Source organism: Streptomyces sp. NA02950, from assembly GCF_013364155.1.
Lineage (GTDB): Bacteria > Actinomycetota > Actinomycetes > Streptomycetales > Streptomycetaceae > Streptomyces.
Genome location: NZ_CP054916.1, coordinates 9,529,583 through 9,552,643, shown reverse-complemented (window position 1 = coordinate 9,552,643; position 23,061 = coordinate 9,529,583). Strand labels below are relative to the sequence as shown.

The window sequence follows — 23,061 nt, the reverse complement described above, 5'->3', positions numbered from 1 at the left end:
CGGTGAGTACGGGGCGGTCGTGGATTTATACGGGCGTGGATTGTGTGGTGACGTAGGCGATGGTGCCGCCCGAGTGGGAGGCCAGGTGTGTGCCCAGCAGAGAGTCGGCCACTTCCCGGTCAGCCGCATCGGGTGCCGTCAGTTCCTTCACCGGTCGCACCAGGTCGGTGACGTAGCCAGCCAGGACGGCGTGCGGGAATCCGTGCCGGCCACGGTTGTCCTTCTCCCAGCGTGTCAGCTGGGTCAGCACCGCGACGACGTAGCCGGAGAGTGTCACAGGGAGGACTTCTCCAGCGGCAACACTCGCCGCATCACAGCGCCACCAGCCCTGCAGCGCCTTCAGGAGGTCACTAGGAGGCAGCGTCGCAGAGAATCCGAGCCATTGGCGGTCCTCTTCCTGTACCGGCTTGGCCACGTCGGCGCGCAGCACCGCGATTTCCCGGACTTGGAGTCGTTCCAGCGGGGCAACGGCACGATCCCGGAGAGCTTGCACTACCTCCAGAGGAACCATCACACGCACCCCACGGCGTGACAAGCCAGGCAGCACTCCGGCCTGAATGAGGCGTCGGAAGGTCGTAACCGCGCAGCCCAACTCATCGGCAGCCTGCCCCGTTGTCAGCAACACTTCACTCCTCCCTAACGTCGATCCCAACTTCGATATCTAATGAGGCATCGAAACTATCGAGGCGCGCCACTGGTGTCAACGTAAGAGGGCGGACCACTCCACCCGGTGGATTCGGACGGCCGGTTCCAACCGAAGACACGGCAAGCCAGCGTCGTTCCGCACCCAGGGCCTCGTTCAGTGGGGTCGCTCACTGAAGGTGTCGAAACGAAAGCGCGAACGTCCCGCCCAGCTCTCGACGTCCAGCGGACATGCCAAGAAGCGGAGAATGGCAGGATTCATCCGCCCAACGCATTCCGGACGGGCCCCCGGGTCCTAGGCACCGGCCGTACCACCCCTCCTCCAGAGAGCGACAAGGGGCGATCGGACCCGGTCAGTCGAGCCAGTCGGTGGGAATCAAAGCGGCGGGGGCAAGCTCTTGTGCGGGCCGGGTACGTCCAGCCCAAGTGTCCGCGCGTGGCGCGCTCGACCTAGCTATTGCCTGCACGCCTCCCCCATTCAAGGCTGAGCAGAGCCCTGCAGCTGATGCGCTTGCGGGAGTACCCACCTGGGGAACGGCCGCCTAAAAAATCTTGGCCTCTTCAGACACCGTTTCCTTTGGTGTGATCGTTCGTTGAGCCGTGCATGACGGATCTGGTTGAGCGGTTGGTACCGGACGAGTTATGGATGCTGTTCCGGCGGGTGGTGCCGCCGACGGAGGTGAAGCGCCCGCAGGGCGGGGGCCGGCGACGGGCTGGTGACCGCGAGACCCTGGCAGCGATCATCTTCGTGGCCACCTCGGGCTGCACGTGGCGGCAGTTGCCGCCGGTGTTCGGCCCGGCCTGGCCCACGGTTCACCGGCGCTTCGCCCAGTGGAGCCGGGCCAGGGTGTGGGCCAGGCTCCATCGAGTCGTCCTCGATGAACTCGGCGCCCGCGGTGAGCTGGACTGGTCGCGGTGTGCCATCGACTCGGTCAGCGTGCGGGCGGCAAAAGGGGGCCACTGACGGGACCGAATCCGACCGACCGCGGCAAGAGCGGATCGAAAATCCACCTCATCACGGATCGGAACGGACTGCCCCTGTCGCTGGGTATCTCCGGCGCCAACATGCACGACAGCCTCGGTCTGAAGCCGCTCGTGCGTGGAATCCCACCCTTCCGCTCCCGGCGTGGCCCGCGTCGTCGGCGCCCGGCCAAGCTCCATGCCGACAAGGGCTACGACTACGAGCACCTACGCAGATGGCTTCGCCAGCGGCGCATCCGTCATCGCATCGCCCGCAAGGGCATCGAGTCCTCGCAGCGTCTTGGCCGACACCGCTGGGTTGTTGAAAGGACAGTGTCCTGGCTCGCTGGATGCCGTCGCCTGCACCGCCGCTACGAGCGCAAGGCCGAGCACTTCCTGGCCTTCGTCGGCATAGCCGCAGCTCTGATCGGCTACCGCCGCCTCACCAACTGAAACGGCGTCTCAGTACCCGTCATGGGCTGCTCGTGCGATGAACCTGGTGACAGGCAAGGGAGCCCGAGGAACGGGGCGGTGGAGGTAGTGCAGGAGATGCTGGTGCCCGAGGGGGTGATCGCCCTCCTGGCCACGCTGGTGGCTGTCGGGGCGCGCGAGTGGCGGCGCGTGCAGCTGGCACGTGAAAAGCGCCGCATGCGCGAGCAGGAACTGCTGGCCAAGATGGTGGCCGAGGTCGCCGACGGCGGCCGGGAGGTCCAGGTGCATCACGGTGGTGTGGTGGGCACGTGGTCGCTCACGGGCACTGTGTCCGCGTCCGCTGGGCGTGGGCCGACGGATAGGGGGCGTACGGGCGCTGTGAGGCGGCGCCGGTGACCGTGCAGGACGACTCAGGGGCGGGGATCGGTCGCGACGCGGCCGAGCGCGGCGGGCAGCTCGCCGGTGCGCCGGTTGTCGACGAGGCAATGTTCGCCGCCTTCTACGAAGCCCAGGTCGAGGGGGTCTTCAGCTTTCTGGCCCGCAAGGCCGGGCGGGATGACGGCGGGGAGATCCTCAGTCAGGTGTTCGAGGAGTTCTTCACGTGGTGGCCGAAGAATCCCGAGCATTCCAAGCCGGTGGGGACGCTCTATCAGATCGCGCGCTGTCGTCTGAACGATCATTTTCGTCGCAGCGGGCGGGTCCTGACCGTTGAGGCTGATGACCTTGCCAAGGCTGCGGCCCGCGAGACCCACCGCGACGAGCTCGCGGCCGTCGTCCAGCGTGTCGATCTCGGCACGGCCTTGGCCGAGCTGACCGAACGTGAGGTGCAGGCCCTGTCGCTGCGGTACCTGGCCGATCTGCCGGTGAAGGACTGTGCTGACGTCCTGGGGGTCGGTATCGACAACATGAAGAAGATCCTCAAGACGGCGTTGCGGAAGCTGCGGCAGTCATCCCGTATGGACGGCTACGAGACCGCCGGGACAGCGAAGGAGGCGCACCGGTGAACCCCGAACTGCACCAGGACATCACACTGAGCCCGGACGAGAAGTCGGCCGGTTTCGCCGCGGTCATGCAGCGGCTGAAGAGCCGCAGCTCGGATGAGAGGGCCCGGCTGCGGGCGCACGCCGATGCCGCGGTGCTGGGACATGAGGCTTACGCGTTGGGACACGAGTACCTCAGGCGTGGCGACTACGTCGCTGCGAAGCGGTGGCTGCGCGTGGCCGCAGACCACAGCGTCCCCGGCACGGAGCAGGCCCTTGAAGAGATCGAGATGAGGCAGCCGCGCGAGGGCCTGGCCGACATGGCCGCCGTCGGCATCTGTGCAGATGACGCGTCATGCACGACAAACCCGTCGCGTCCTGTCGCTTTTGTGGATGCCGAGGCCATCAAGGGTGTGCAGACGTGGATGTCAGTCAAGGATCATCCGGCCGCTCGTCAAGTGACAGTGGCTGCACAGGCAGAGGCCAAGCAGATCACCGAGCAGGCTCACGGCGCAGCCGATGCTCTCCTGAGCGAGGCGCAGCAGCAGGCCCAGGCGGTCATCGACGAGGCACGCCAGCAAGCTCAGACGCTGATCGAGGAGGCTCAGGCGCGGGCCGCCCAGATCGGTGCTGAGGTACGTCAGCAGGGCGGCGCCTCGGAGTGGAAGCCGGTGCGTGTGTTGGAAGCTGGCCTGGACGAGGCGTGCGCGGGGAGCTGGCAGGCACTGATGTATGCCGCCCAAGAGGCCTGCAGCAGGGCTTCGGACGACTTGTGGGAGTGTTCTGCCGCCGAGAGCACCGAGTGCGCGGGCGCTGATCCAGAGCCGGGTCGGCGTCTGGTGTGGGCGCCCAGCACGCGAAGGGAAATCGCAGCCGCCTTGTGGGTTGCCTCCATCGGCGAGGCCGGAACAGTGAGGCGCCGGGATGACCGGCGTTCGTGGCAGGGTGACATTCCCGAAGCGCTCTACGTGGCCGTTCGACTGGGGCGTGATCTGCATACTTTGGAAAGGAACGAGTGGTGGGCGAGACTCAAGAGGATCACAAGGTGGTGTTATGAGAGCCGTGGGAATGAGGCTTCCTCGGCAATTGCTGCCTCTGAGATGAACTGGGGCGACCGTGTCCTGACGGTCCTTTGGGTGGACGCTGACTGTGACGGGGATGAAGAGGAAAACAGCGCATCAGGCACGCTGGACGCTGAGGGGGCGGCGCATGCGACAGGCCGGTGAATGCTTACGTCCGTTGCCACGGGGTGGGCAAGGTCTTCGAAGTGGTAGGCCCGGGTGGGCGACAGGACCTGAGGCGAAGCGCCCTGTTTCATGTGAGGGAAGCATCACGGTGTAGCACGCCGGGGGTAGAGGCCGTGGTCAGGGCAGGACCGCAAGGCGCGGGGCCCTGGTAGACCATCGTGATCGACAGCAGCCCTCGCCGTGCCCAATCCATGGGAGGGGTGGGGACTTTCGCTGAGATCAACCGGGATGGTTTCTTGGGGTCTCTCACACCTAAGGAGAAGCGGGGAAGCGCCAGCAGGCATCTTTGTCACTACATCGTGTTACCGACATCCGCCAGAATCGGGCATGAGAAGGGCCCGCTCGCTGAGGACTTGGTAGGTGCACGGCGAGCGGGCCGTGGGGTCTGGATGACCGGGAGGTTCCTTTGACCCTTCGCTTATATTGTCGTGCTCGCACTGGGGGCCGGCGCAAGCTACTTCGCGTTCAAAAACGAAAAGGGCGGTACGGCGCTGCTCGTCGGGGTCGCCGTTGTTGTTCTGCTGATACAGGTGCTGGAGCTGGATGCCGAGTCCGAGCAGAAACAGGGCGATCCCTCGCCCTCGTCTACCAGTTCATCTACAGCAGGAAGCCCACCCGCCCGTGGCTCGCACGGTGACGTCCCTCCGTCGTATGGCGAGTCAGAGAGCGATCACGAGGCGGACGGCGGTCTTGTCGATGACCTGCCCTGGGGGGAGTTTGGCATCGGGGGTGCCCGTGGGATGGGCGGTGATGGCGGGCTGGGGGGTGCGGTCGTGTTCCCAGGCGCGGATCTGTTCGCACAGCCGGTCGGCAAGCTGTTGCCCGGTGGGGCCGTGGCCGGTGGCGCCGAGTTCTGAGCGGCGCTCGGTGCCCTCGGCGGCTTCGAGGCGGCGCACGGTGAAGTAGGCCAGCGAGTCGCCTTCGACCAGGGCGGGGCTGCGGGTGGGGATGGCGGGCGTGCACAGGCCGGTTTGTACGGCGGTGGGGTCGGCGGCGATGCGGCATGTGCCGGGTTCGGTGGCGGTCATGCGGAGCCAGACGCCGTGGAAGGAGTCGTACGGACCGACCGTCGCCCCGGACCAGACTTCCGTCTTGGGCTGGTCGAGGACGCCTGTGAGAGCGGCCGGGGTGATGGCCTGGTCGGCGTCCCAGTGCATGGTGACGTGGCCGCCGGGGTCGATGGTGCCCTGGTGTTCGCCGTCCTGGCCGACCATGGGCACGAAGCCGCACAGCTCGACATCCTGGGAGCGCAGGTGGTCGGCTTCGCGGACGAAGGCGACGGAGCGGGTCTGGCCGCGCCAGCGCAGCGGGACCACGAGCCGTCCGCCGACCGACAGCTGATCCCACCAGGCTGGGGGGAGGTCCCAGGCGCCGACGGTGAGGATCAGCCGGTCGTAGGGGGCGTCGTCCGGGTCTCCGAGGGCTCCGTCGCGGGTGGCGACGTGGACGTGGCCGTAGCCGGTGGTCTGAAGGGCCTTGGCGGCCTGGTCGGTGACTTCCGGGTCGATGTCGACGGTGGTGACCCGGCCGTCGTCGCCGGTCAGGTGTGCCAGGAGGGCGGCGTTGTAGCCGGTGCCCGCGCCGATCTCCAGGATGCGCTGGCCGGGTCGGATGTCGAGCTGCTGGAGCATCATGGCGACGACGGAGGGCACCGACGCACACGACAGGGCGGCGCCGTCCTGGGCGCGCTTGGTGATGACGGCCAGGTCCGGGTCGTAGGCCTCCTCGAGGCTGGCGTTGGGCACGAACGCGTGGCGGGGCACCTCGCGCATCGCCTGCTCGACGCGTCCGGGGGCGAGGGTGCCCTCGGCGGCGAGCTGGTCGACCATGGCTGAGCGTAGGGCCTCGGGTGAGGTGGGGGTGGTGGTGTTCATCGGCGTGGGGAGGTGTCCTTCCGTGAGGTGCCCGCCGGACCAAGCGGAGAGCAGATGCTAGTGAGTGGAGCGGGGTCGTGCGGTGCGGCTGGCCGTCATCCGGCCAGCAGCAGACAGGTGTCCCAGGCGACCGCGGTGGTGGCGCGGGTCAGCTGGATGCCGGCTGTGCCCTCCAGCAGCCCGTGGTCGTCGGGTATCCGGTCCTCCAGGTGGTGGTCGAGGTACTGCCGCAGGTCCGGCAGACGGTCTGCAATCGAGCTGATGTGCGCGTCGGCTGCTGCCCGGCGTGCGGTCTGGAGGAGCCCGGCCCAGCCGTGGCACAGGGAGGCGTCGGTGAGCTGGCCGAGCTGGTGGGGGTCGGCGAGGCATGCGGCCAGGGCGTGCTCGGCGTGTCGCTGCCGGGCGGTGTCGCCGAGGGCGACGGCGGCCAGTTGCTGCGCTCTCGTCAGGCCGGGGTTGCCGTAGCACCATGAGGGCCGCCCCGGCCCTCTCTGGCGGGTGGCTCCGGCTCGGTGTTCGGTGCGGGAGACCGTCTCCGGCCACCACGGGATGCCCTCGGTGCCCCGGCGCCAGGAGTCCAGCCAGGTGCACATCAGTTTGATCGCGTGCATCTGGCCGGGGATGGTGATGCCGTGCCGCATCGCGGTGGCTGCCAGGGCGAGCGGACCGCTCACACCATGTGCCATCCCGAGGTTGCCGTGCCCTCCATCAGCAGAGGGGCGGCCGTCGGTGCCGTCGGAGGTCCACCAGCCCGGCAGCATCTCGCCGTTGCTGGTGAGCGGCTCGGCCAGCCGCACCAGGTAGGCCAGCACCTGTTTGAGCAGGTCGCTGTCGCTGTGCCGGTGCATCAGGTAGGCGCCGATGCCGGTCAGTCCGCTGATCAGGTCGTACTCGCTCATCCGGGGTAGCTCGCCGCGGTCGATGCGCTCGTGTGCGGCCGCGAGGCGGGTATGGGTGAGGCGGATGACATGGCGGTCAAGGGTGTCCAACGCGCCTTGGTAGGCGGGCTGGTTGGCGGTGTGGAGGGTGAAGGCGACGGCGGGGGCGCCGTGGAAGAGGCCGCAGGTGTCAGGGTGGGCCAGGACAGGTTCGCGGGTCATGGCCGCGGCCCAGGAGTGGGCGGTCGCCGGGTCGCCGGTGCTGGTGCGGGCGGCGATCATGTGGGCGAGGGCGATTCCGGCGGCCCCGGTGGATAAGGACTGTGCCCATCCCGGGGGCGGATCGTTCGGCGGTGTCAGCGGGATCACCGGGCACCGCCGTCCTTGCGGTGCTTCCAGGCGAGGGCGGCTTGCCGGGCCAAGCGGCGGCAGACGGCCTCGCCGTCGCGGTCGATCCCGCGAGCGCGGTTGTGGTGCATGTGCAGCAGCGACTCCAGGACCGCGTCGGTGTCCATGTCCTCGGGCAGCACCGCCGCGTACGCCGTCAAGGAGGCGGTGCGGGCGCGCCACGCTGCTGCGACCGGGCTGGGCAGAGCTTCGGGGGTGGTGTGCTGGGCGAGGCGGATCGCCTCGTCGGCCGTCGCACGGTCGGCCGGCTTCCCTTTCGGCGCGTGTCGGTTCGCCAGCCACTGCATCGCCTTGTCCGGGCCGAGGAAGCCTCGGACGGTGTCGGTCATGCCCCAGGTGGTGAAGGCGATGGGGTCCATGGTGGTGGCGGGCAGGTGGCGTAGCTGGGCGGCCACGGCGGCCGAGTCGGCTGCGAAGACCGCCTCAGCGGCCTCCAGCGCAGCTCCGGTGCCATAGCGGCCGGTCTCAGGCCGATATGGCTCCAACGTCAGCGGCCCTGCCCAGTGGTCGGCTCGTAGCTGGTCAGACCACTGTGCGAGTGCCTGTGCGTACGCCGCGGTGTCGCTGCCGTCTCGGGTGCGGATACGCAGGCGCAGGTGGTCGGGTTCGTGGGCGGAGCGGTAGCGCACGAACCAGTACGCGGTCTCCTCCCCCAGTACATCGAGGAGGTCCGGGAGGCGGTGGGCGATGATCTCGCCCATTTGTTCGGGGTGGGTGGGGATCTTTGCGTTCAGCCAGCGCGAGCCCGCCGACATCGGAGTCTTCCCCTGTCGTTGGTTGGTCACCAGCGGCAGCGGGCCGGTGAGCGGGTCCGGTGCGGGCGGTCGGGCCGCGACCAGGGGCAGGGCGATCTCGTGGGTGTGTCCGTCGATCCATCCCAACGTGTCGGCGTTGTCGGCGGATTCGGTCAGGATGGCGGTGCCGTGCCTCTTCAGGTGGGTGTGTATGAGGGCGGTGTGCAGTGGAACGTCGAGGTCGAGGCGGAGATGACGGTCGTCGTCGCGCAGCTCCACGTGTGCCGGGCAGTGCCATTGCGCTCGCCAGGCGGTCAGGGTCTGGTGCCAGTCTTCTGGCCCGCTGGTGGCGAGGTCGTCGGTGGTGAGCCGCCACTGGGCCGGGGAGAGGATGCTGCGGTGGTAGTGCACGCGTGGCAGGAACGGTAACCGGGCGTGGGGGCCCCAGTCGAACTCCGTCCAAGAGGCCAGGCCGGCGCGCGGGACCTGGGTGAGGAAGCGGGCCAGCGGGACCAGCTGCTTTTCGATCGCCAGTGCGTGGAAGGTCTGCGGCTCGATCACACGGCGGCGGGAGACGCTGACCAGGTGGAGCCGTTCCCGGGTGGCGGTCAGCGCCAGGTCTTCCAGTTCGATCACTTCGGCGTCGTCGGTGGGGTCCCGGTGTTCGCCGAGCGGGATGACGTGCGGGAGGAAGGCGGGAGTGCGGCAGATGTTCTGCGCGTGCGGGTAGACGGGCGGGGTGGACAGCTGCGCGGGCAGAGCCCCGTCGGTGATGGTCGGCACCGTGGCATAGACCTGGGCGAGCTCGGAAGAGGCGTCGGCGAAGCGGGCGGTGAACGTCCCGGCCGACCGGCCGGGGGCGACGGTGAGGGTGAAATCGCCCCGGTCGACGGCGTTGGCAGTGGTGGCGTGGATGCGGGCGGAGATCTCGACGTGCGGCGGGATGTACTGCTCATCGAGCAGGCCCCCGGCCAGGGTGTCGACTTCCTCGTCGGTGAGTGTGATCTGGCGGCTGCCGTCGGCCATCGCACGCCAGGCCAGTGCGGCCAGCCGCTCGTCCCGCGCGGTGAACACGGGCCGGGGCCGGGGGTGGGTGCTGCCGGGGTACCCAGCCGGGAAGCCCAGGCCTGCGTCCGGGTGGACGGCTTCGGTGACCGGGACCTGGGTGCCGGTGCCGTACCGTTCGCAAAAGGCGGTGTACCAGTCGCCCCAGGCGGCCGTGCCGGTCGGCTCGCGGGTCAGTCGCAGCAACGCCGATGCGGCTCGCTCCGCCTCATGGGCGACGCGGCGGGGAATGTGCACCTCGCACCCGAGGCGGAGGCCGACCCCCACCGGGGTGCGTCCGGCCTTTGAGACCCGGCGCATCCGGCCGGTCAGGTCCGCGCGGATGCGGTGCTGTTCTCCGGCTGGTGCGTGGTCGTGGCGGTGGACCGCGGCGCGGACGGCCTCCAGCTCGTCGAGCAGCCCGACGGCCTCCGGCAGAGCGTCGGCCCCTGCCTCGTACAGGCGGCCGATCAGGTGGGCCAGCGGGTCGGCGACGGTGAGAGGGGCTCGCAGGCTGGTGATCAAAAAACCCTGGCGGACCAGTTCGGTGAGCATCGTGTGCACCGTGCCGGGCGAGACGGTGGAGAAGAGGCTGCCGAGTTTGTCTGCCAGTGTGCGCAGCGGGAGCGGGGATGCTGCCGCTTCCTGCACTGCGGCGACGGCGCTGGTGTGGCGGATCGCTACTCGGTTGGGCCCGTGCGGCGCCTGCAGATGGTGGCCGCGGCGGATGGCCAGATTGGTGAAAACGACCGGGAGGCGATCGAGGAGTGCGGGGATCGTCTCCAGCTGTGTGGTGATGTCGGCCAGCCACTGGGCGTCTACGTGGGCCGTGCTGCAGTGTCGGTCGGTGAAGGCTACCTGTGTCGTGTCGGCCACGGTCACCGGGGCGATCCCGGCGAACAGGCCGAACGGGGTCGGGCGACCGGTGGCCCGGAGTAGGTAGCGGGCGGTGGACTGTGCCAGGCGGCGCAGCTGTTTCGCCGTCAGTTCGCCACTCGTTCTCATCGTGGCGTCGAGGCGGTCGGCGAGGGCGGGGCTGGCCACGCGGATGGCCTCGGCGGTATCCGGATCTGTCCAGGTCCGCACCAACCAAGCCCGCACAGCGCGACTGTCGGATGGGTCGGGCCAGATGGCAGGGGCTTGTGTGAGCGGGGCGGATGCGGCTCGGAGCAGAGCGGTGGGGGTGTGCTGGTAAAGCGGCGTGCGGGTGGACCTGCGCACGGGGTCATCCTTTCCGACAGTCTGTGGGGCGTTAAGGGGCCGGAGGAGGCCATCGCTCCTTGGGCCCGTTGAGCCGCTGTTGTCTGTCAGGTGCTGGTGCAGGCTGACGCGCAGGTCTTCTTGCAGCCGTCGTTGGTGTCGCACGCCGTGGGCATTAAGTCGGGGCGGACGTCGGAGATGACGTGGATGTCGAGGACGAAGGCATCGTCGACGCTCTCGCCTCCGTGCTCCGTGACGGCGGTGTGCTCGGTGGCGGGCTTCCTTACGGGTGTTGCGGTGGTCATCAGACCTCCTTGAGAGCTTTCTCGTGTACCCCGGCCGGTTGGACGGGGTGGTCCGGCGTGGCACCAGTGGGAGGGCCGGGGGCGGCGTGGAGGCGCAGCGAGGGTGGCGGAGTCAGCTGCCCTGTATGCGGAGGGTTCTTTCAGGGGATGGCGTCGAGTGGCAGGCGTATCTCGACGGACTTGCCGCCGCCGTCTGCGTCGACGGATATATCGGTCGACCCGCCCGCCTCGGCGGTCAGGGTCTCAACCAGCCACAGGCCGCGCCCGCTGACCTGGTAGGCGTCCACGGTCGCGGACGGCTTCGGCAGGGCGGGGTGCCGGTCGTGGACGGTCAGTGTCAGCTCGTCATCTTCGAGAGTCAGCGTGACATCCGCCGTGGTGGTCGAACTGGTCGTGTGTTGGGCGACGTTGGTGACCAGCTCGCTTGCCGCGAGGACGGCAGTTGCAACAATCTCCGCCTCGTGCGGCAGGCCCCACATCTGAAGGTGGGCTGCGGCCTCCCCTGCGGGCTACGGGCACGGCTTCTTTTTCTGCTTGCACGATGAAGGACAGGCGTCGTCCGGTCACCAGTGCTGCTATCGGATGGGCTGCGCCGGCGTTCGCGTTGTGCTCCTGCACCGGGCTGGGCACTGCGTGCATCACCGGGGGCTCCCTTCGGGCGGGCGATACCTGCTCGCACCACGACGCAAACGATCAGCGACAGCAGCGCTACGGATCGTGAAGTCCCCTCAGAATGGCGTCACGAACTTCTCTCACGCAAGTGCGTCAGGGAAATGGCATATGCAGTGGTGACGTTCAATGCTGGAGGGACGGTGCGTGGAAGGGTGATGCGGCACAATTGCGTGCAGCAACACGCGGGCAGTGCTGTCAGGAGGGGTGTCATGCCACCAGCCAGCGGACCGACGGTGCGCAAGCGCCAGCTCGGTGCCGAGCTGCGCCGTCTGCGCGAGGCGGCAGGCAAGAAGATCGAGGACGCGGCGGCCTACTTGGAGTGCTCGATGTCCAAGGTCTCCCGGGTGGAAACCGGACAGGCTCCGATCAAGGCCCGGGACGTTCGCGACCTTCTGGACTGGTACGAGGTCACCGACTCCGCACAGGTGGAGACCGTGATGCAGATCCACAAGGACGCGCAGAAGCAGGGTTGGTGGGCCCACTATGAGGAGATCCTGCCGTCGGGCATGGCCACCTACGCAGGTCTGGAATCCGACGCCCGGACGGTCCGCGCCTACGAGCCGATCTTCGTGCACGGGCTGCTGCAGAGCGAGGACTACGCCCGTGCGGTCATCGCTGCGGTTCGCCCCAATGAGCCCGACGAGGTCGAACGGCTGGTCCGCTTCCGCATGGAGCGTCAAAAGCTGCTGACTCGCAGCTCCCACCCGTTGGAGCTGTGGGCAGTCATCGAGGAGTCCGCGCTGCGGCGCCCGGTAGGCGGCAAGGAAGTGATGGCCGCACAGATCAACCAGCTCATCCGAGCATCCGCCCTGCCGAACGTCACCGTGCAGGTCATGCCGAACGCCAAGGGCGCCCACATGGCCATGGCCGGAACGTTCGCCCTGCTGGACTTCGAACCGACCACCCCAAGCGTCGTCTACGTCGACTCCATCGCCGGGAATGTGTACCTGGAGAAGGAGCGCGACGTACGCAAGTTCACCCAGACCTTCGACATGGTCCGCGCAGCCGGCCCCGACCCCCAAGAGACCCCGAGCATCCTGGAAAACCTCGCGAAGGAGATGCAGCAGCCATGACCAACCAGCACAGGCGACCGGCCCCAGAGGTCGATCTGACCGGCGCTGCCTGGCGTAAGAGCAGCTACAGCTCCGGCACCGGGGCCTGCGTCGAGATCGCCGTCACCGGCGGCATCGTGGCCCTGCGCGACTCCAACGACATCAGCAGGCCCGCGATGCTCTTCTCCGCCGACGCATGGGCCGCCTTCGTCCGTGGTGCCGTCGAGGGCGAGTTCATCCAGTCCTGAAGCGAGCACACAAAGAGCCGGCCGGGACGCGAGTCAGACACCCGGGGCGGCCTCAGCACAGAGCCGTTCCCCACGTCCCCGCCGAGCAGTCCCTGTCAGGGTGCGGCGGGGCGTCTCCTGTCACGGCACCTCACCATCATGTCACGCGCGACCGCGGCGGCCACGACGGCGGAACTGATGCAAACTCGTCCAGCGAGATCCCACCTGGGTCTGTGCCGCGCCGCATCCGTGCCGCTGCGGTACTCCTGGAGCGCCTTTGGGTCGTAGCGGCCGTCGGCAGCTTGAAGCGCTGACGTGAGCTCAGGTTCGGAGTGCCGTGGTCCGACATGCCATGCATGTTTGAGTTCGCCGGGCTCGCTTGAGCGGTGCCTGGCATGCTGGTGGAGCGACGCGCGCGGCACTTCCCCTGCTTACGCCGGTTTGGGATGAATTTTCGGCCCCCTTCAGTGCGAGAGCCTGACCCGAAGGCTTCGGAATTTTTGCACCTGCACGTGCAGTACGTAACCCACACGGGTGAATTGGCATCTCTACGCCATCGCATACCTGATCGGCGGTAGCGTCACCAACAGAAGGCCTATTCCTGTGTGAAACTTTACCCTTTGCGGATCACCTTGATCGCAAGTGATCGCCGCTATGGAGCACCTTGCCATTCTTTGACAGCAGGCGATCAGGTTCCCTCTGCAGTAGTTAAAGGCCTGAAGCATATCGCCGATTGCACGGATTCCAAGGGGTTGTGCGACCGGCTGTACGTTGATGCCTTGAGCGGGGAGTACCCCCCGCATGAAGTCGCCCCAGGGTGGATTGCGCCCACCCCGGGGCTTGTCCGATCGAACATAGGATTCAGCTGGTGCTCGACCGAATCACGCGAGGGGCGTTCACGCCAACCTCGGCGAAAAGCGAACTTAGCAGGCCGTCGATTCTGCCCCGTCAAAACCGCATGCTGATTGCCAGCGATGTCACGGTGCGGCTGCGCAGCGTCATCTGGGTGGTCATCGTGATCTGGGTTGCCCTGGCGGGATCCAGCCACCTTCCTCCGTGGGTCATCCCGTTGGGGGTGCTGACGGCCGCTGCTGGCCGTTCAAGTGTCCGCCACCTGCGGATTCGCTTCCTCTAGAGATGCCGAGCGCCTGTTCCGGAGGGTGTGTCCCTCCGGAACAGGCGTCCGGTGCCACCGACGGCTCAGTGCCGGGTTCGTCGGGGATTTTCTGCTCCGGGGCGAACGAAGAGTGTCCCGGAGGGAGGGGAGAAACGGCATATGAGTGCGCCTTCCTATACGCAGTGCGCGCACTGCGGAGGCCCGTTCCGGCAACGGTCAGGACCGGGCCGCAAGCGGGACTACTGCAACAAGTCCTGCCGACGGCAGGCTCAGCGTTTGCGTGACAGCGAGCCGGCAGCGCGCGGGGAGACAACTCCGTCTGACTGGGGGCGACAGGTCGCGGACGACACGCTCGTCCTGGCGGCCCGGTTGGCCGAGGCGGAGAGAAAGAAGGAAGCCCTGCCTGACCTCCTGTCACATGCCGACCGGCTGGCGAGAAATGTGGGCTGCTACATGGCGGCGGCAGTGCAGGACGCACGGTCCCGCGGGACAGGCTGGGGCGTGGTGGCGCAGGCCGCGGGGGTGAGCGTGGAGACAGCGCGGGCCAGGTGGAGCGACCTCAAGGTCAAGCGGCTGCTGGCCCGGCGTGATCAGCAGTGGTCCGCACCGCCGGAGCCAGCAGCAGGGAAGTGGGCATCTGCCATGGGCGACGATGAGACTCCGCCGGGACGTGACGGCGGAGGAGCTGAACAGGCGCGTCAGAAACTGGCAGCCGCTCTCTCCCACCTGCAGCGCCAGAGCTCGATGACCCTTCAGGATGCCGCTCAGGAGGCGGTGTTGTCTCCCTCCTCGGTGTCGCGCGTGCTGGCCGGAGCCCGTTTGCCTGCCTGGCCGACCGTGCACATGCTGGCGACAATCTTTGGAGGGCAGGCCGGGGAACTGCGGTTCCTCTGGGAGCGGGCTCAAGGGATGTCTTTCCCGGTGCGGCGGTCAGTGACCGGTGCCGCATCGCAGCTACAGGCCGCACTGCGGGGGCTGTATCTGGCGGCGGGCAGCCCCGAGTTGCGGCGCCTGTGCAAAGGCGGCGGACCTGCCCTGACTCCCGAGGTGGTCCAGGAGGTGTTCGGCGGTGGTCTCATCCCGGACTGGCCTACGGTCGAGGACCTGGTGGTGCGCCTGGGCGGAGAGGCGTCGGCCATCCGTCCCTTGTGGGAGGACATGCATTACGCATTTCTCGCCTCTCGTGATGTCTTCCCTGCGGGCGGGCTGCCACGCTCCGGGCTGCCCGGCACAGAGGGCAGCGCTGGCCCCGGGACCGCAGGCCCGTGAATCGCCCGGTGGGTCAGGAGTGTCAGAAGTCGATGTCTCAGGAGGGAGGCTGTCGTGGCCTGTGGTGGACCGTCCGCGACTGCGCTACTGGGCTACCGCGCCTTCAGGCAGATGCACCGTGACAGCTACCTCCGCTACGCCCGGGTCCGGGTCGGGGACAGAGGAACTGCTGTGGTGGGAGCAGCGTTTGACTCCCTGGGGTGCCGGTGGCCCGAAGCGTTGAGCAGCGCGTGCCCGGCAGCGTTTTCGTGGCGGCTGCTGGGCCGGTGCGTATCGGAAGCCGACCGGGCGGAGGGTGCGGCGGACGAGAGCCTGGGGGGTCTGTACGGTGTGCTGCCGGCAGAGCAGGCTGATGCGGTGTTGCTGCACTACCGGCTGGGGATGACGCTGACCGCGGGTGCGGATCTCATGGGGATCAGCTCGTCGGTCATGGCGGCCCATCTGCTCATGGCGGAGCGGAGTCTGCCGCGGTGGCTTTCCACTGCCCTGCGTCCGCCCGAGGCAGGGACGCTGTGGGGGCGGAGATGAGGAATGCTGCGCGCGTGATTTCTCCACCGGTCGTCTAGTTCGCGTCAGCCGTCCGGGGGTCCTTCCCAGGATGCCTGGGCATTGCCCCGTTGCCCTCTCTAGCATGGGCCTCCCTGCTGCTGAGGAGCCTCCCGGGTGAGGGAGGCAAGGGGGGTCGGATGGATCGCGGGGAGAATCCCATTGCTCATGCTATCGACGTTAATACACCGAGTGTCGCCCGCATGTACGACTGGTACCTGGGGGGCACGGACAACTTCGCCTCGGATCGCAAGGCCTGTCAGGAGCTGTTAGAGATTGCGCCGAGCACTGCTGCTCTGGCGCGGAACAACAGGCTTTTCCTCCAGCGCGTGGTACGCGTCCTGGCCCGGGACTACGGGGTACGCCAGTTTCTGGATCATGGTTCCGGGCTCCCCACACAGAACAACGTTCATCAGGTTGCCCAGGCTGTCGACCGGAGTTCGCGCGTCGTCTACATCGACAACGATCCGATCGTGCTGGCCCACGGGCGCACGCTGCTCGACGAGAACGACGAGACCGCCTTCATCCAGGCGGAGATGACAGACACCGAGGGCATCTTCAATCATCCGGATGTCGACGGCTTCATCGACTTCGCCCAGCCGGTGGCTGCGCTGTTCGTCTCGGTCCTGCACTGCCTCCCCGACTCAGAGCAGCCCGGGCGAGTGGTGCGCGAGGTGGCCGACCGCCTGGCTCCCGGCAGCTTCATGGTGATCTGCCAGCTTGTCAGTGATGATGCGGCCACGCGGCAAGCGGCAACCGACTTCATGCTGCGAGTGACTGGCAACAAGTGGGGCAGAGTCAGGGAGAAGAGCGAGGTGCGGGACTACTTCGAAGGCATGGAGCTTCTCCAGCCGTACCTTGTCGAGGTCTCCACGTGGCGTCCGGATTCAGAGGTCGCTCCCCGGCAGCGCACGTTCGAGTGGGAAGAGTACGGCGGGGTGGCCCGACTCTCCTGACCTGCGCACAGGTCGTGTCAGCAGTGCCGGAAGGGGTGAGCTGAGTAGCCTTTTCGGGCTTCACGGAGAAGCCGCATGGTGACCTTCCGGGACTCAGCCACCCCCCACAGCTCGGACAGGAGGTGGCGATACCGCTCGACGTCACTGTGGTTGGTGACGTACGTCGCGCCGATGGCGTTCTCCAGGTAGATCAGTTCCGTGGGGCCGCCGTGGGCAAATTTCAGATACGTTATCGGAGTCGTAGGGGCGATTTGCGCGCTTTTGGTGAACCGCACGATGCGGATGGCGATGCGGCTACGCTCTGCCGCGTGCAGCAGGTACTGGAGCTGTTCGGCCATCACCTCAGGACCGCCGACCGGCCGGCGGAGGATGCCCTCGTCCAGCAGGGCCACCAGCTGGGGACTGCCGGCGGCGTGGAGCAGCTTCTGCCGGGCAATTCGGAGTGCAACACGCCGCTTGATCTCGGTTTCACTGTCGTGCGGCCGTCCGCTCTTGACGACGGCCCTTGCGTAGCCCGGGGTCTGCAACAGCCCTGGCACGACATTGACTTCGTAGGCGCGGATCTCGGTGGCCGAGTCCTCAAGTCCGATCAGACGCTTGAGCCAGCCTGGAGTCACATCGCTGTACTCGTCGTACCACGCCGCGGCAGTCGCATGCCGGAGCAGATCACGGATGGCCTGGACCTGCTGGTCGTCCTTGACGCCGTAGTGGTTGAGGAGGTCGAGCACATCCCGCTCCCGAGGGGGATTCTCACCGCGCTCCATGCGGCTGATCTTGGAAACGGATGCCCGGATGACCGGCGCAGCGTCCTTGATGGCCATGCCCCGCTCTTTGCGGAGCCTTCGCAGATAGGCGCCCAGGACCTTGCCGGCAGCGACCGGCTTCTCGCCGCGGCGGGGCAGGGGGACCGCCGTGGCGGTCAACGCCCCTCTGTCGGGGTGGTCGGCGGACATGCAGGCTCCTGATGGGCTGGCGGCGTCCACCACTATCCCAGGATGGAGCCTGCCTGTCCGCCTCAACCGCTTTTGCCCGGGCCCGGATTCAGGCCGTCATATGATCGAAGTCTCCGCTCTTTGCGCCAGCCACGAACGCAGCGAGTTCAGCGCGTGTATAGACAAGGGCGGGCCCGTCGGGATGACGGGAGTTCCGCATCGCTACTCCCCCGCCCGGAAGTTCCGCCACTTCCACGCAGGCCCCTTCCGCGTTGCTCTTCCGGCTCTTGATCCACTTCACGCAAGTGATCGAGCTGGCAGGGACGCCGTTGACGAAGTGTTCCACCGTGACCTCTTTCGCCATGCCGTTCGAATATCACCCTCCGGGGCCGGTGCCAGAGCTGACGAAATGCCGTCATCCGCAAGCGCTCCCCGCATGCGTGAGATTTCACCTGCAATTGCACGGAGGGTGGGGTAGTCGGAATACTAGCCTCACCAGCCCGCTTCTGAAGTCCCCCGAAAGAGTGTTCACGTCACCGCCAGGGAAGCTGGCCGAGCATCGCTTGAGAGGACACGGTGGCCCCCCGCAGCGACTCCCCTCGCTCTCCGCAGACTCGACCCGCTCCCTTCGACTGGGGACTGGCCATGGGACTCGGAGTCCCTCACTTCTCCGCCTGCCGCTTCACCGGAGATCCCCAGTGCCTGTACCGGGTCCGCCGCTTCACCCACCGCACACTCAAACTCTGGGGGCGTCGCTCGTGCGCTGAGGACACCACCACCGTCGCCAGCGAGCTCGTCACCAACGCACTGCGCCACGCCCTCAAAAACCGGCCCGACGGCAACGGATGGCTCGGCCTGATGAACCACCCCGACGCCATCATCTGCGCCGTACACGACCCCAGCCTCGACCGGCCCGTCTCACACCCAGCAACACTCCACGACACCAAAGGCCGCGGACTGATCATCATCGACATCCTCAGCCACGACTGGGGATACGCACTCCACGGCGACTCCGGCAAAACAGTCTGGGCACTCCTCCCGACCTGAACCACCACCAGGAGGACAGCCCGGCAGAGGAGCCAATCACCGCCCGACCGACAGGTACCGTCAGCTGCCAGGCACGCTGACGGGGAAGAGCCTCGGCGCCGCTGAGCTTCCTGCGGCGAATAGTGCCGCATCAGGCAATGTTCACCCTCCGCCTTGCAAGCCAATGCAATTGGGGGCTTGACGTACGGCGACATGCCCCACGACGAGACGGCGGCCTGCCATGCGCTCTTGACAGTCGCTTCACAGTCGGGCGGGATGGTAAGTGGGCACGTGGCGCGGCTGTCGAGTCGGGGGGCACGTGGTGGAAGATGGCGGTGCTCCGGACCACGTTGACATACTGGAGCGTTGGGCCCGGGGCTTAGAAGCTGTTTCAGAACCGGAGATCTGTCACGTTCCGTGACTGGCGCCTGATATAGGACCTGGTCTGGCGCCTGCGGCTCACCGAAGAGGACAAGGCCCCCCGCCTGATCACGCGACGGGGAGCACCGACGTCAAGTGTTTGTGAGCAGCGCCGAAACGGCCATCAGCGTGACTACACCCGCTTCGACCCCGAACTCTGCGGCAGCGAGCCCTCCGCCCTGTCGTGGGGAGAGCCGGTACTGTCCATTTGTCTCCAGGCCGGGAAGATCACCGGGCACAGCGTGGCGAGCAGGTACACACCCCCGATCGTCAGCAGCGTGGAGGGCAGGCCGACCGAGTCCACGAGGAAGCCCGCAGCCAGTCCGCCCAGCGGAGTGACCAGCTGGACCGAGGCTGTCGTCGCACTCAGCACCCGGCTGCGCAGTGCCTCCGGCACCGTCTCATACGTCACGGTGGCCATGATGGGGTTGAGCACACCGCAAGCGAGGCCCTCAACCGCCATGATCACGGCCAGTGGCCCGAAGGTGTCGGTGAAGGCGGCCACCACGAAGCGCGGCAGGCCTACGATGAGAAACGCAACCGTGAACACCGGCCACCGCCGAAACCGGCTGCCCACCGCACCGTAGACCAGCGCCCCCGTGAGTGCGCAGATACCAAACGCCGCGTTCAGCAGACCGAGATCGATGGAACCATCAAGCTTCTCACGGGCATGCACCGGGAGGAGCACGGCGCTCCATCCCTGATCGAGCCCCCGGGTGACCAGCGTCATCAGGCACAGGCCCAACAGCAACGGCGTGGCCGCCACGAAGCGATACCCTTCCGCGAGTTCACGACGGTAGGCACGCAACGACGCGGGCTCGACCCGCCGTCGGGCCTGCGCCTCAGGCAGACCGCGCACCCCGAACGCGAACAGCGGCGCGGCCACAGCGAAGGTCGCGGCATCCACCAACAGGACATTCTCGGCACCGAGTACGGCGATCAGCACACCTCCGAGAGCGGATCCAGTCAGCGCCGCACAGCGTGCCGCACCGTCGTACAACCCGGCGGCCCTGGTCAGCGGCATTGCGGCGCGTTCGGCGAGCGTGGGCAACAGCACTCCGCGGGCAGTCTCACCCGGCGAACGGAACAGCCCGGTCATCGCCATCAGCACGCACAGCATCCAGAAATGCAGGATGCCGGCGAACTGCAGCAGCGGGATCGCCGCAACGGCAACCCCGCAGGCGAGATCCGAGGCGACACTCACCCGCCGTCGCCCGATCCGGTCGATGACCGGACCACCGACGAGCGCAGCAAGCACTACGGGCAGCAGTGTGCAGAACGCGACGATCCCCACCTTGGCGGCACTGTCCGTGCTCTGCAGCACAAACCACGGCACGCCCATGTACGTGAGGCAATTCCCAGTGATCGAAACGAAGTTGGCGCCAAGAACCGTTGTCAGAGGACGGCGATCACCCGTCAAGAAGTCTTCGGGCACTACGGTGGTCTCCCATAAGAGGAAGCGCCCACCGCGAACGAAGCAGGTCAGCCGGTGGGCGAAGCGAAGTGGTCAGCGTCTGGCGCGCACAGCGAGGCGCACCGCGATGCGGTGTTCACAAGCAGCGCCTCCAACACTTCGCCGGGATGACCACCCGGCACCTCCACGCATTGTCCCCTCGGGTACCGGTCCTCCGCAACGGCGACCCGTTGGCAGTGGGTTTGCGCGCACACGGAATTGCCCCGAGTGGCACCGATGAAGACAGATCTGCTAGCCACCCGGATCTCGGAGTGACACCGGCCGCAAGATGTGTCAGCTCAGAGCAGCTGGGGCGAGGCGGATGGTGTTCGACGGCTTCCGCAGGCGTATGGGCTTGGGCTTGTCGGCGCTCGTCTCGACCGGTTCGACGGGGTGTGGTGACGTGCGGGGTGGCCGGGGAGGGTGGGTGAGGCGGCGGACCATGAGGGTGATGAAGGTCCAGGTGATGTGGGCCTCGCTGTGGGAGATGAGCCGCTCGTAGTCGCGGACGTTTCTCCTGGCTCTCATGATCCACGAGATGGCCCGCTCGACGCGCCACCTCTTCGCGAGGACGGCGAAGCCGTCCTGGTCTTTGCGGCGGGGCACCGTCTTGAGGGTGATGCCGAGGAAGGAGTGAGACCAGTCGATGAGGGTTCCGCCGTAGGCGGAGTCCGCCCAGGCGACGGCGAGTTCGGGATGGGTCAGGCGCAGGCGGAAGAGCTGGTCGCGGGCGGGGATACTGTCGTGCGGGGCGGCAGGGGTGACCATGACGGCGAGCGCCATGCCGCGCATGTCTACGGCCAGGTGCCGCTTCCTGCCATTGATGAGCTTTCCGCCGTCGAAGCCGCGGGTGTCCTGGCTCACCGTCTCGGCGCCCTTGACGGACTGGGAGTCCAGGATCACCGCGACGGTGTGGGGATTGAGGCCGTCGTGAACGCGGACTTTCTGGTGCAGTTCGGCGTGGATGCGGGCCAGGTCTCCGCTCGCCCGCCATCGCTGGAAAAACCCGTAGACCGTGCGCCAGGGGATCCCGAAGTCGACGGGAACGGCCCTCCACTTGCACCCATTGTCGTTCACATACCGTATGGCATCGACCACGTTGCGGCGCGAATGCTTCTCCGGGCGCCCGCCCGCGGGAAGCCGGCAGGCCGGGACGGGCAGCAGCGGTTCGAGGACGGCCCATTCGGCGTCCGTAGTGTCGCTGGGGTAGCGCCGCTCGCGCACGGCTGGCGGTCGGGTCTCGTTCGGGCAGGTCATCTCAGCGTTCCATGCGGGTGAGGACTTCCAGGGTGGCCTTGACCCCGCCGAGCTGTTCCAGGACCAGGCGGGCCCACTCGTCCTCGGGGGTGCGCTTGGCGTGCGGGGCGACGATCCCGGTGATGAAATTCGTGATGCGATGCAGCTCGGCCCCGAAGATCGCGCGTTCGTAAGCGATCCACACCTCGGGCTCCTCGGACAGCTGGAACCCGTCCCGGCGGTTGAAGGTCACCGGCGGCAGTCCTTCCTTGACCGCGATCTTCCGCAGGAACCGGATGCCCGTCCAGACCTGGGCGGGGGTGCACTTGGTAGCTTTGACCAGCTGTTTCAGGTGCAGCCCGGCAGGACGTGCCTCTTGCAGGGCTTTGCGTACGGCTTCGCCGTGAACATGAGCGGGCAGTCCCGCCCGCCGTTTCATGGCTACCTGTCCCTCAGCAGCTCGGCCAGGGCCTCATCCAGGTCCACCTTCCCGGTGGACACCGCCGTCTCGATCCAGTCCGCCGTCGCCCGGATCTTCTCTAAATGCCGTGCGACCAGCGCGAGTTGGGATTCGGAGAACTCCCGTCCCCGCAGTCGGGGAACCAGCCGGCTCGCCCCGGCGACGAAGCCCTGACAGACACCGATCAAGTCGGTGAACTCCATAGCCCGGTGGAAACCCCGCACGATCGCGACGGGATCAACAACGCCGTCCTCCTCCCCAGCGTCGTTCTCGTCCCACCATGCCTCCTCCTCGTCTCCTTCCTCGACGAGTTCGGCCTGATCGAACTGGGCCTGATTGACCAGCTCACGGGCCTGCCGGTCCCGCATCGCCTTGAAGGCCACCTCAGGCCGGTGCAGCAGGTCACATGCCGCCTGGGCAGCCACCGCCTCGTCCTGCGCAAGGTCCCGGATGGCCTCGACCTTCTCCGCCGCCGTCACCGGTGTCGCGGTCGCCCATCCCGCCGCTCGCTTCGCCGCGTCCCCGCTCCACTCGGAGTGGCCCGTCCGTTCATTGACTGGAGGATGCTGGATCAACTCGTACGCGTCCGGCGCCGACGCCAAGATCCGGTGCACCTCGAAGGAGACGCCCTCCTGGCGCTGATTCTTCGGCCACCGCGCGGCCACCCACCGATACGTCCGCACCGTGTGGAAGGACAGTCCTATCTCCTCGGCGAAGAGGCGTAAGGAGTCCTCCACCCCCTGCTCCTCGCCCTCCCCCAGCGCCATGTTCCCGCCGTGCGTACGCAGCGGCGCGATCTCCAGCGCGAAGTCTCCGAGTGCGAATTGGCAGCCCGTCATCACTCGGACCAGCTTCACTGACTGGTCCACCAGATCATCGAAACGCTCGCACGGCACACTGCCGACGGTCTGGACCATGGCACACGCTCCCAGGGGCCCGAAAAGGCCGGCACTTCACCGGCCACCACCGCTCCGGCCCGCGTAGACCTTCC

The 23,061-nt window shown here is 67.3% G+C and carries 22 protein-coding genes and 1 pseudogene; 11 read left to right on the top strand and 12 right to left on the bottom strand.

Annotated elements, in window-relative coordinates; translation table 11 throughout:
• Positions 1-25 precede the first annotated feature (25 nt).
• The gene (locus HUT19_RS40885; protein ID WP_176178527.1) at positions 26-625 is read right to left on the bottom strand and encodes a helix-turn-helix domain-containing protein; all 600 of its coding nucleotides are present in this window, start codon (positions 623-625) and stop codon (positions 26-28) included.
• A 621-nt stretch (positions 626-1,246) separates the two neighbouring features.
• On the opposite strand from HUT19_RS40885, the gene HUT19_RS40880 reads away from it, so the two are divergent.
• The 4 genes from HUT19_RS40880 (at position 1,247) to HUT19_RS40865 (ending at position 4,240) form a co-directional block, all read left to right on the top strand.
• A protein-coding gene (locus tag HUT19_RS40880) for an IS5 family transposase (protein ID WP_176178528.1) occupies positions 1,247-2,055 on the top strand; the annotation gives its coding sequence in 2 pieces (ribosomal slippage) (positions 1,247-1,594 and positions 1,597-2,055; 807 coding nt in all).
• A 78-nt stretch (positions 2,056-2,133) separates the two neighbouring features.
• The gene (locus HUT19_RS40875) at positions 2,134-2,430 is read left to right on the top strand and encodes a hypothetical protein (RefSeq protein ID WP_176178529.1); all 297 of its coding nucleotides are present in this window, start codon (positions 2,134-2,136) and stop codon (positions 2,428-2,430) included.
• Positions 2,427-3,038, top strand: a complete 612-nt coding sequence (locus HUT19_RS40870) for an RNA polymerase sigma factor (RefSeq protein ID WP_176178530.1) — start codon at positions 2,427-2,429, stop codon at positions 3,036-3,038. The genes HUT19_RS40875 and HUT19_RS40870 overlap by 4 nt, the downstream gene beginning before the upstream one ends.
• The gene (locus HUT19_RS40865; protein WP_176178531.1) at positions 3,035-4,240 is read left to right on the top strand and encodes a hypothetical protein; all 1,206 of its coding nucleotides are present in this window, start codon (positions 3,035-3,037) and stop codon (positions 4,238-4,240) included. Before HUT19_RS40870 ends, HUT19_RS40865 begins: the two co-directional genes overlap by 4 nt.
• A 680-nt stretch (positions 4,241-4,920) precedes the next feature.
• On the opposite strand, the gene fxlM is transcribed toward HUT19_RS40865, so the two are convergent.
• The 5 genes and pseudogenes from fxlM to HUT19_RS40840 all read right to left on the bottom strand — a co-directional run.
• Positions 4,921-6,135, bottom strand: coding sequence for a methyltransferase, FxLD system (fxlM, locus tag HUT19_RS40860; RefSeq protein WP_176178532.1), 1,215 nt, complete (start codon positions 6,133-6,135; stop codon positions 4,921-4,923).
• Between the two features lie 95 nt (positions 6,136-6,230).
• A complete protein-coding gene (locus tag HUT19_RS40855; RefSeq protein ID WP_217712213.1) occupies positions 6,231-7,382 on the bottom strand; it encodes a lanthionine synthetase C family protein in 1,152 nt (383 codons plus the stop codon).
• On the bottom strand, positions 7,379-10,420 hold the full coding sequence (locus HUT19_RS40850) for a lantibiotic dehydratase (protein WP_176178533.1): 3,042 nt from the start codon (positions 10,418-10,420) through the stop codon (positions 7,379-7,381). The genes HUT19_RS40855 and HUT19_RS40850 overlap by 4 nt, the downstream gene beginning before the upstream one ends.
• A gap of 86 nt (positions 10,421-10,506) precedes the next feature.
• Positions 10,507-10,704, bottom strand: coding sequence for an FxLD family lanthipeptide (locus tag HUT19_RS40845; RefSeq protein WP_176178534.1), 198 nt, complete (start codon positions 10,702-10,704; stop codon positions 10,507-10,509).
• 140 nt (positions 10,705-10,844) lie between these two features.
• Positions 10,845-11,189: pseudogene (locus HUT19_RS40840) on the bottom strand (ATP-binding protein); the annotation flags it as partial.
• Between the two features lie 396 nt (positions 11,190-11,585).
• On the opposite strand from HUT19_RS40840, the gene HUT19_RS40835 reads away from it, so the two are divergent.
• The 6 genes from HUT19_RS40835 (at position 11,586) to HUT19_RS40810 (ending at position 16,543) form a co-directional block, all read left to right on the top strand.
• Positions 11,586-12,449 (top strand): helix-turn-helix transcriptional regulator, encoded by an 864-nt coding sequence (locus HUT19_RS40835; RefSeq protein WP_176178536.1) that lies wholly within the window; start codon positions 11,586-11,588, stop codon positions 12,447-12,449.
• Positions 12,446-12,676 carry a DUF397 domain-containing protein gene (locus HUT19_RS40830; protein ID WP_176178537.1) on the top strand — a complete coding sequence of 77 codons (231 nt, stop codon included), beginning with the start codon at positions 12,446-12,448 and terminating at the stop codon, positions 12,674-12,676. Before HUT19_RS40835 ends, HUT19_RS40830 begins: the two co-directional genes overlap by 4 nt.
• Positions 12,677-13,523: 847 nt before the next feature.
• Positions 13,524-13,790: a hypothetical protein gene (locus HUT19_RS40825; RefSeq protein ID WP_176178538.1), complete on the top strand. Its 267-nt coding sequence runs from the start codon at positions 13,524-13,526 to the stop codon at positions 13,788-13,790.
• Between the two features lie 258 nt (positions 13,791-14,048).
• Positions 14,049-15,041: a helix-turn-helix domain-containing protein gene (locus HUT19_RS40820; RefSeq protein WP_176178539.1), complete on the top strand. Its 993-nt coding sequence runs from the start codon at positions 14,049-14,051 to the stop codon at positions 15,039-15,041.
• A gap of 174 nt (positions 15,042-15,215) precedes the next feature.
• Positions 15,216-15,569, top strand: a complete 354-nt coding sequence (locus tag HUT19_RS40815; protein ID WP_176178540.1) for a sigma-70 region 4 domain-containing protein — start codon at positions 15,216-15,218, stop codon at positions 15,567-15,569.
• A 158-nt stretch (positions 15,570-15,727) separates the two neighbouring features.
• A complete protein-coding gene (locus HUT19_RS40810; RefSeq protein WP_176178541.1) occupies positions 15,728-16,543 on the top strand; it encodes an SAM-dependent methyltransferase in 816 nt (271 codons plus the stop codon).
• Positions 16,544-16,560: 17 nt separating this feature from the next.
• Here HUT19_RS40810 and HUT19_RS40805 read toward each other — a convergent pair whose 3' ends face one another.
• Both HUT19_RS40805 and HUT19_RS40800 read right to left on the bottom strand, forming a co-directional pair.
• The gene (locus tag HUT19_RS40805) at positions 16,561-17,496 is read right to left on the bottom strand and encodes a helix-turn-helix transcriptional regulator (protein WP_176178542.1); all 936 of its coding nucleotides are present in this window, start codon (positions 17,494-17,496) and stop codon (positions 16,561-16,563) included.
• Between the two features lie 88 nt (positions 17,497-17,584).
• Positions 17,585-17,839, bottom strand: a complete 255-nt coding sequence (locus HUT19_RS40800) for a DUF397 domain-containing protein (RefSeq protein ID WP_217712214.1) — start codon at positions 17,837-17,839, stop codon at positions 17,585-17,587.
• Between the two features lie 281 nt (positions 17,840-18,120).
• Between HUT19_RS40800 and HUT19_RS40795 the strand changes: the two genes are divergently transcribed.
• Positions 18,121-18,522: an ATP-binding protein gene (locus HUT19_RS40795; protein WP_176178543.1), complete on the top strand. Its 402-nt coding sequence runs from the start codon at positions 18,121-18,123 to the stop codon at positions 18,520-18,522.
• A gap of 532 nt (positions 18,523-19,054) precedes the next feature.
• On the opposite strand, the gene HUT19_RS40790 is transcribed toward HUT19_RS40795, so the two are convergent.
• From HUT19_RS40790 to HUT19_RS40775, 4 genes are all read right to left on the bottom strand, one after another.
• Positions 19,055-20,356, bottom strand: coding sequence for an MFS transporter (locus tag HUT19_RS40790; protein WP_254885334.1), 1,302 nt, complete (start codon positions 20,354-20,356; stop codon positions 19,055-19,057).
• 312 nt (positions 20,357-20,668) lie between these two features.
• Positions 20,669-21,598 (bottom strand): IS5 family transposase, encoded by a 930-nt coding sequence (locus HUT19_RS40785; RefSeq protein WP_368661738.1) that lies wholly within the window; start codon positions 21,596-21,598, stop codon positions 20,669-20,671.
• A 34-nt stretch (positions 21,599-21,632) separates the two neighbouring features.
• Positions 21,633-22,049, bottom strand: a complete 417-nt coding sequence (locus HUT19_RS40780) for a hypothetical protein (protein ID WP_176178545.1) — start codon at positions 22,047-22,049, stop codon at positions 21,633-21,635.
• A 2-nt stretch (positions 22,050-22,051) separates the two neighbouring features.
• Complete coding sequence (locus tag HUT19_RS40775; RefSeq protein ID WP_176178546.1) at positions 22,052-22,987, bottom strand: DUF6192 family protein; 936 nt, start codon at positions 22,985-22,987, stop codon at positions 22,052-22,054.
• Positions 22,988-23,061 lie beyond the last annotated feature (74 nt).

Coding starts and splice junctions, on each gene's coding strand:
- fxlM (WP_176178532.1), bottom strand. CDS start 6,135: ATGAACACCACCACCCCCACCTCACCCGAGGCCCTACGCTCAGCCATG.
- HUT19_RS40845 (WP_176178534.1), bottom strand. CDS start 10,704: ATGACCACCGCAACACCCGTAAGGAAGCCCGCCACCGAGCACACCGCC.
- HUT19_RS40835 (WP_176178536.1), top strand. CDS start 11,586: ATGCCACCAGCCAGCGGACCGACGGTGCGCAAGCGCCAGCTCGGTGCC.
- HUT19_RS40830 (WP_176178537.1), top strand. CDS start 12,446: ATGACCAACCAGCACAGGCGACCGGCCCCAGAGGTCGATCTGACCGGC.
- HUT19_RS40810 (WP_176178541.1), top strand. CDS start 15,728: ATGGATCGCGGGGAGAATCCCATTGCTCATGCTATCGACGTTAATACA.
- HUT19_RS40805 (WP_176178542.1), bottom strand. CDS start 17,496: ATGTCCGCCGACCACCCCGACAGAGGGGCGTTGACCGCCACGGCGGTC.
- HUT19_RS40800 (WP_217712214.1), bottom strand. CDS start 17,839: ATGGCGAAAGAGGTCACGGTGGAACACTTCGTCAACGGCGTCCCTGCC.
- HUT19_RS40795 (WP_176178543.1), top strand. CDS start 18,121: ATGGGACTCGGAGTCCCTCACTTCTCCGCCTGCCGCTTCACCGGAGAT.
- HUT19_RS40780 (WP_176178545.1), bottom strand. CDS start 22,049: ATGAAACGGCGGGCGGGACTGCCCGCTCATGTTCACGGCGAAGCCGTA.
- HUT19_RS40775 (WP_176178546.1), bottom strand. CDS start 22,987: ATGGTCCAGACCGTCGGCAGTGTGCCGTGCGAGCGTTTCGATGATCTG.